This window comes from Halomonas sp. (assembly GCF_052095695.1).
In the GTDB taxonomy this organism is placed as follows: Bacteria; Pseudomonadota; Gammaproteobacteria; order Pseudomonadales; family Halomonadaceae; genus Vreelandella.
Genome location: NZ_JBQDLQ010000084.1, coordinates 8,693 through 14,496, shown reverse-complemented (window position 1 = coordinate 14,496; position 5,804 = coordinate 8,693). Strand labels below are relative to the sequence as shown.

4 protein-coding genes and 1 pseudogene are annotated in these 5,804 nt (G+C 57.2%); 1 reads left to right on the top strand and 4 read right to left on the bottom strand.

Annotated features, from left to right (window positions below):
- Positions 1 to 6: 6 nt before the first annotated feature.
- From ACTH5D_RS14395 to dksA, 4 genes are all read right to left on the bottom strand, one after another.
- The gene (locus tag ACTH5D_RS14395; protein WP_441672418.1) at positions 7 to 2,955 is read right to left on the bottom strand and encodes an ATP-binding protein; all 2,949 of its coding nucleotides are present in this window, start codon (positions 2,953 to 2,955) and stop codon (positions 7 to 9) included.
- Entirely contained in the window at positions 2,945 to 3,121 is a 177-nt protein-coding gene (locus ACTH5D_RS14390) for a hypothetical protein (protein WP_007111811.1), read from the bottom strand. Before ACTH5D_RS14390 ends, ACTH5D_RS14395 begins: the two co-directional genes overlap by 11 nt.
- 42 nt (positions 3,122 to 3,163) lie before the next feature.
- A complete protein-coding gene (gene gluQRS / locus ACTH5D_RS14385) occupies positions 3,164 to 4,057 on the bottom strand; it encodes a tRNA glutamyl-Q(34) synthetase GluQRS (protein WP_441672420.1) in 894 nt (297 codons plus the stop codon).
- Between the two features lie 110 nt (positions 4,058 to 4,167).
- The gene (dksA, locus tag ACTH5D_RS14380; RefSeq protein WP_441672415.1) at positions 4,168 to 4,605 is read right to left on the bottom strand and encodes an RNA polymerase-binding protein DksA; all 438 of its coding nucleotides are present in this window, start codon (positions 4,603 to 4,605) and stop codon (positions 4,168 to 4,170) included.
- 196 nt (positions 4,606 to 4,801) lie between these two features.
- Here dksA and ACTH5D_RS14375 point away from each other — a divergent pair.
- Positions 4,802 to 5,804, top strand: a pseudogene (locus ACTH5D_RS14375) (aminotransferase class I/II-fold pyridoxal phosphate-dependent enzyme); the annotation flags it as partial.

Sequence of the window (5,804 nt, the reverse complement as noted above, 5' to 3'; positions counted from 1 at the left end):
TCATCTTCAACAATCAGAATCCTGGGCATGGGCTGGCTGATCATCCTGTTGGTAAAGCGGCAGCCATAGCGTAATGGCAGTGCCGCAAGGCTGTCCGGGCGGTGGCGAGGCCACGTCTATTTTACCTTGGTGTTCATTGATAATTTGATACGCCAGCGAAAGGCCCAAACCGGTGCCTTCACCTGCTGGCTTGGTGGTCGTAAACGGTTCAAATAAGTGGTCGCGTACCCTAGGGTCGATACCCTGGCCGTTATCGGTTATTCGCCACCAAGCAAGCCGTTGATGGGCGCCTGCATCAATATGAACTTGCCCATCTTGGGCGCAGGCATCTCGAGCATTGCTGAGCAGATTGACCATCACCTGAGTCAAGCGCTGCGCGTCACCACGGACTACCAGGTCATCTGGCGTATCGTTGGTCAGGGTAACATCCTCTCCCGAGCGGGCGAGGTGGATCAAGTGCAAGGCATCTTCGCTAATCGATGAAAGCGTCACCGGTGAAGTCGGGGGCGGTGTTGCTTGGCGCCCGCCGTGGGCAAAGCCAACCAGGGAGTTGACGATTTTAGCCACTCGCTGAGTCAGTTGTTGGATTTGGTCCGCCGTTTCCAGCAGCGCCGGGTCGTTGGTGTCGTAGCGAAGATTCTGCGCCAATGATGAAATGCCGGTAATCGGATTGCCGATTTCATGGGCGACGCCGGCGGCTAGCTGGCCGATCGAGGCCAGACGTGCAGCATGTACCAGCTCATCTTCCAGCCACTTCATTTCAGTATGGTCTTCTATCAAAATAGCGCTGCCACCACGGCTATCGTGGCCGCTGAGAACTGCTTTATGCAGGGTTAGAAAGTAGTCTTTTTCGTGCAGCGTGACGGCCTGTTTGTAAAGCGGGCCGGGCGTTGCATCAAGCACGCTGCCCAGCAGGCTTGGCCAGGGGGCTGGGAGACTATCGCGGCGCGAACCTATCACGCTTTCACCGCTAATGCCTGAGAGCTGTGAAAGCGCCTGATTCCACATTAGCAGCTCGTCATCATCGCCCAGTACGCAAAGCCCAACGGGCAAGTAGGCCAGCGTTTGACGATGGTGGCGGCGCAAGCCGTCGAGCTCGCGGGCTAATCCCGTTAGCCGAGAGCGATACGCTTCCAGTCGGCTTTCGACAAAATGAATGTCGTCGGTTTCTGGGGCGTCGTCATGACGATATGGCAAGTAGCGATCAACGATGTCTCGCGCGACCGACGGACCCATTAGGCCCGAGAGGTTGGCTTGAATGCGATCGCGTAAGCGGCGCAGCGCGTAGGGTCGACGCTCTTGAGGCGTGACGTTGAGTGCCTTTAAAGCGCGGGCAACTTCGCGCTGCGCCGCTTCGTCGCCGATCGCCTGCGCCAAGTGGGTGGCAAAGTCGTTAGCCGTGGCGGCTTCTAATGGAGAGCGCTTAGAGCGGATAACCGCATCGACCGAGCATGCTTCAGCGGCAGAGCGTTCCCCTTCAGAGATACGTGTGAAAAGTGATATGACGATCAGCAGTAGAATATTAACGGCTAAAGAAAGCAGCGTAACGTTGTACCACAGCGGTGAATCGGCAGTCGTGAGCGGTGTTGAAGGCAGCGGTGGTAAGGGCAGTGAAAAAATGAGGGGTAGCCAAAGGCCCCAAAGCCATACGCTGACGCCAGCGACTAGCCCTACAATCATGCCTTTACGATTAGCGCCCGGCCAATAAAGCAGTGCCAGCATGCCTGGTAAGCACTGAGCCATGCCCACAAACGCAGCTAACCCCAGCCCAATTAAGCCGTGGTGGCGGCCTATCCATTGATAGAATAGCCAGCCGCTGATAATCACTGCGACCACCAGACCACGTCGCAGCCACAGTAGCCAGCCGTAAAGATCACTGCGTGCTTCAGGGGGCCTTGCCACTAATACAATGTGGTTGAGCACCATGCCGGAGAGCGCCAGCGCGATCATCATCATAGTGCCAGAGGCGGCGGCTAGCCCGCCGATAAACGCAAGCGCACCCACCCACCAGTGTTCCGTCATTAAATAGGCGGCATAGGCCGCTATGGGGATATCAGGATTGACCGACTGTGCGGCCCACCAAATTACCGGCACGGGTAGCGCCATGAGCAATAAAAACAGTGGTAACGCCCAGCTGGCTTGTAGCAGCGTATGCCGCGATAAGCTTTCTGAGAAGCTGATATGGAAAAGATGCGGCATCATAAACGCCGCTGCAAAGAACAGCAGCAGCAGTGTGCGCCACTGCGCAGGATCAAGCTGTGGGGTTTGCTGTTGAAGTATCGCGCCGGGCCCTTCCAGCCACAGTTGCAGATCGCCAGGGCCGTCAAAGACCATCCATAGCGCCACTGCCCCTAGTCCTAGCATGGCCAACAGTTTGACGATGGATTCAAACGCGATGGCGCTGAGCAGGCTGTCGTGGCGGCCATGCGCTTGACTATGACGTGCGCCGAAAATTACCGCAAACGCGGCAATGAGCGCGCAAAAAAGCAGCGCAACGCTACTTCCTGCCTGGCTGGCCGTCATAATATTAATCGCACTGCTCAGCGTTTGTACCTGAATACCCAGCAGCGGTAATACCGCCAGCAGGCTGACGGCCGTGACCAGCGTGCCCGCCCACCGAGAGCGAAAGCGAAAAGCAAACAGGTCAGCCAGTGACGTTAACTGATAAGTACGCGTGATGCGCTGGATGGGCACCAGCAGCACGGGCGCGAGCAGGAAAGCGCCGGCGGCGCCAAGGTAGTAAGCAAGAAAGCCAAACCCCGCGCTAGCCGCCATTTCCAGACTGCCGTAAATTGCCCAGGCGCTGGCATAAACGCCTAGCGCAAGCGTGTAAACAACGGGGTGTCGGGTAATGCGCACCGGCACCCAGCCCCGCTCTACGGCAAAACCGCAGCCGAACAACAGTGCCAGATAGCCCAGGCCGAGCGCTAATACTCCAATTAACTCAGCGTTCATCAAGCTTTCTCTTTTGCTCTAGCCAGAGCGTCAAGGCAATTAGCCCGCCCCAAATTGCAAACGGCCGGTACCAGGCAGCCTCTGGGTCGCTCCAGCCATTCATAAGCAGCGGAGAGAGCAAATAACCGCCAAACACCAAAAATAGCATGATGCGATAGACGTACATGTCACTCTCCTGTGGGTGTTGGAAAAGATAGTAACCAGGGTATTAAGCTGGCGTTAGGCGATGAGCCGTGGGGCGCAGCTGCGCCGGTGACCAGTTTGCGACTGCCCAGTGTAACTGAGTCGACGGTGGTTCATCGCCAAGCGCTTTAGGCGGTGCTTGGTCAAGTGCTTGTAGAGCCTGAAAGAGCTGCAGGCGCACACCGTGGTCATCCGTTGCCAGCGCGGGGGCTAAGTTTTGTTTTGAAAGCTTTTGGCCTTCAGCGGTCACGATTAGCGGCAAGTGCAAATAGCGAGGCCGCGGTAGCTGAAGGGCGCTTTGCAGCTGGCATTGCCAGGGTGTGTTATCCAGAAGATCGACTCCCCGTACCACGTCGGTAATCTGCTGCTCGGCGTCATCGACGATAACGGCAAGCTGATACGCCCACAGGCCATCTTTGCGCTTTAATACCACATCGCCTAGCGTAACTGGGTCAAGCTGCTGTTCACCAAATAGCCGGTCATGCCAGCGGATAGGGCGTTCGCCGCGGTCGCTACGTAGCCGCCAGGCCACTGGTTTGGTGGGGTCGCATACGCCGTTGCGACACCAGCCGGGGTAGATGTCATACCCTTGCCACTGCTTGCGAGAACAGCTGCAGGGGTAGGCCAAACCTAGCTTGAGAAGCTGCTCTAGCGCATGTTGATACGCCTCGCCACGGACGTGCTGCCACATGACCGCTTCATCCCACGCCAGACCGAACGTTTCTAATTGGCGCAAGATAGTACTCGCTGCACCCTGGGGGCAGCGGGGAGGGTCGATATCTTCAATGCGCACCAGCCATTGCCCGTGAGCCGCACGGGCGTCTAAGTAGCTGCCCACGGCGGCGACGAGTGATCCAAAGTGCAGCGGGCCTGAAGGCGTTGGAGCAAAGCGGCCACGGTAGCGAGCAGAGGAGGGCATATCAGCATCGTCCCAGGTGGTTACAGGCAAGCGCCTCGTCGTTAACAAAAACGGGCACCCGAAGGTGCCCGCGTTCACGTAGAGCATTCTTTAAAACACCGCTCTAGAGATCAGCCGCCGAGCTGCTTCTCTTTGAGTTCCGCCAACGTTTTGCAATCCACGCACAGTGTGGCGGTAGGGCGGGCTTCAAGACGGCGAATACCAATTTCAACGCCGCAGGCTTCGCAGAAGCCATAATCGTCGTCGTCAATGTTATCCAGCGTCTCGTTAATCTTTTTGAGCAACTTGCGCTCACGATCCCGGGTGCGTAGTTCCAGGCTAAAGCCCTCTTCCTGGGTAGCGCGGTCAGCGGGATCGGCGTAGTTGTTCGCATCTTCCTGCAGGTGGCGTACGGTACGATCCACCTCTTCCATGAGATCCTGTTTCCAATCCAGCAGCAGCTGCCGGAAGTGCGCTAGCTGCTGCTCGTTCATATACTCTTCACCCGGTGCTGACTCATACGGAGTGAAGGACTTGGACGCTTCCGGTTTCTTTTCTGCTACTGGCATGGGACTGCCCCTTACATATGTGACTACTGATCGACCATGAGCCTATGTCACGATCTCACGCCAAAGGGATGCTTGTTTAGCTGAAAAATGACGACGTTGCAAGCATAATAGTGCTTTTGCGACCATGGTCTTGCATCGAATGTGACTAGTGCCATGTTTTAAGTGATATTAATAATAGCTAAGTAAAGGAGCCGTTATGGCCTGGAATTCACGTGTCGAGCACGTTGCCCCTTTTCGGGTCATGCATTTGCTGGAAATGGCTCAGGCGCGAGAAGCCGCTGGCCACGATGTGATTCATCTGGAAGTTGGCGAGCCGGATTTCGCTACTCCGGAGCCGATTGTGGCCGCCGGGCAGCAGGCGCTCGCCAATGGCCAAACTCGCTACACGCCGGCAGCTGGGCTGCCCGCCCTGCGTCAAGCGATTGCTGAGCATTATGCGGAGCATTTCAATGCCGCGGTTGACCCTGCGCGTATATTGGTAACGCCCGGCGCATCGGGGGCGCTACTGTTAGCTAGCCAGCTATTAGTTGAAACCGGCTCGCGAGTGCTGATGGCCGACCCTAACTACCCGTGTAACCGCCACTTTATGGCGTTAGCGGGCGCTGAGATTGATACGGTGTCGGTGGGGCGCGAGAGTGGCTGGCAGCTAGATGCCGCGCTGGTCGCCGAGCACTGGCGCAAGGAGACGAGCCTGGCGATGCTGGCCTCGCCCTCTAACCCGACTGGCCACACCCTGGGCGCTGAGCAGCTTTCCGCCGTACTGGCCGCGGTCGCCAAGCGTGAAGGCGATGTGATTGTTGATGAAATTTATCAAGGCCTCAACTATGACGGTGCGCCGCTGTCGGCGACCTCGCTGTCAGCCAACGCTTTTGTGGTGAACAGCTTCTCAAAATATTTTGGGATGACCGGCTGGCGCTTGGGCTGGCTGGTAGCGCCCGAACATGCCATAGAGCCGCTCACCCGCTTGGCGCAGAATATGTTTCTTGCCGCCTCAACGCCTGCCCAGCATGCGGCGTTGGCAGCTTTTACCCCAGAGTGCCGGAATATTCTTGAGCAACGCCGAGCAACCTTGAAGCAGCGCAGAAAAGTGTTGTTAGAAGACTTAGCAAGATTGGGGTTGGCGCCGGATCTTCCGCCCCAAGGTGCCTTCTATGTATGGCTGGATATTTCCCGCTACAGCCGCGATAGCCAGGCGTTCT

What these genes read in the sequence shown, in the direction of transcription:
- dksA (WP_441672415.1), bottom strand. Translation starts at nt 4,605, where the DNA reads ATGCCAGTAGCAGAAAAGAAACCGGAAGCGTCCAAGTCCTTCACTCCG.
- ACTH5D_RS14390 (WP_007111811.1), bottom strand. Translation starts at nt 3,121, where the DNA reads ATGTACGTCTATCGCATCATGCTATTTTTGGTGTTTGGCGGTTATTTG.
- ACTH5D_RS14395 (WP_441672418.1), bottom strand. Translation starts at nt 2,955, where the DNA reads ATGAACGCTGAGTTAATTGGAGTATTAGCGCTCGGCCTGGGCTATCTG.
- gluQRS (WP_441672420.1), bottom strand. Translation starts at nt 4,057, where the DNA reads ATGCCCTCCTCTGCTCGCTACCGTGGCCGCTTTGCTCCAACGCCTTCA.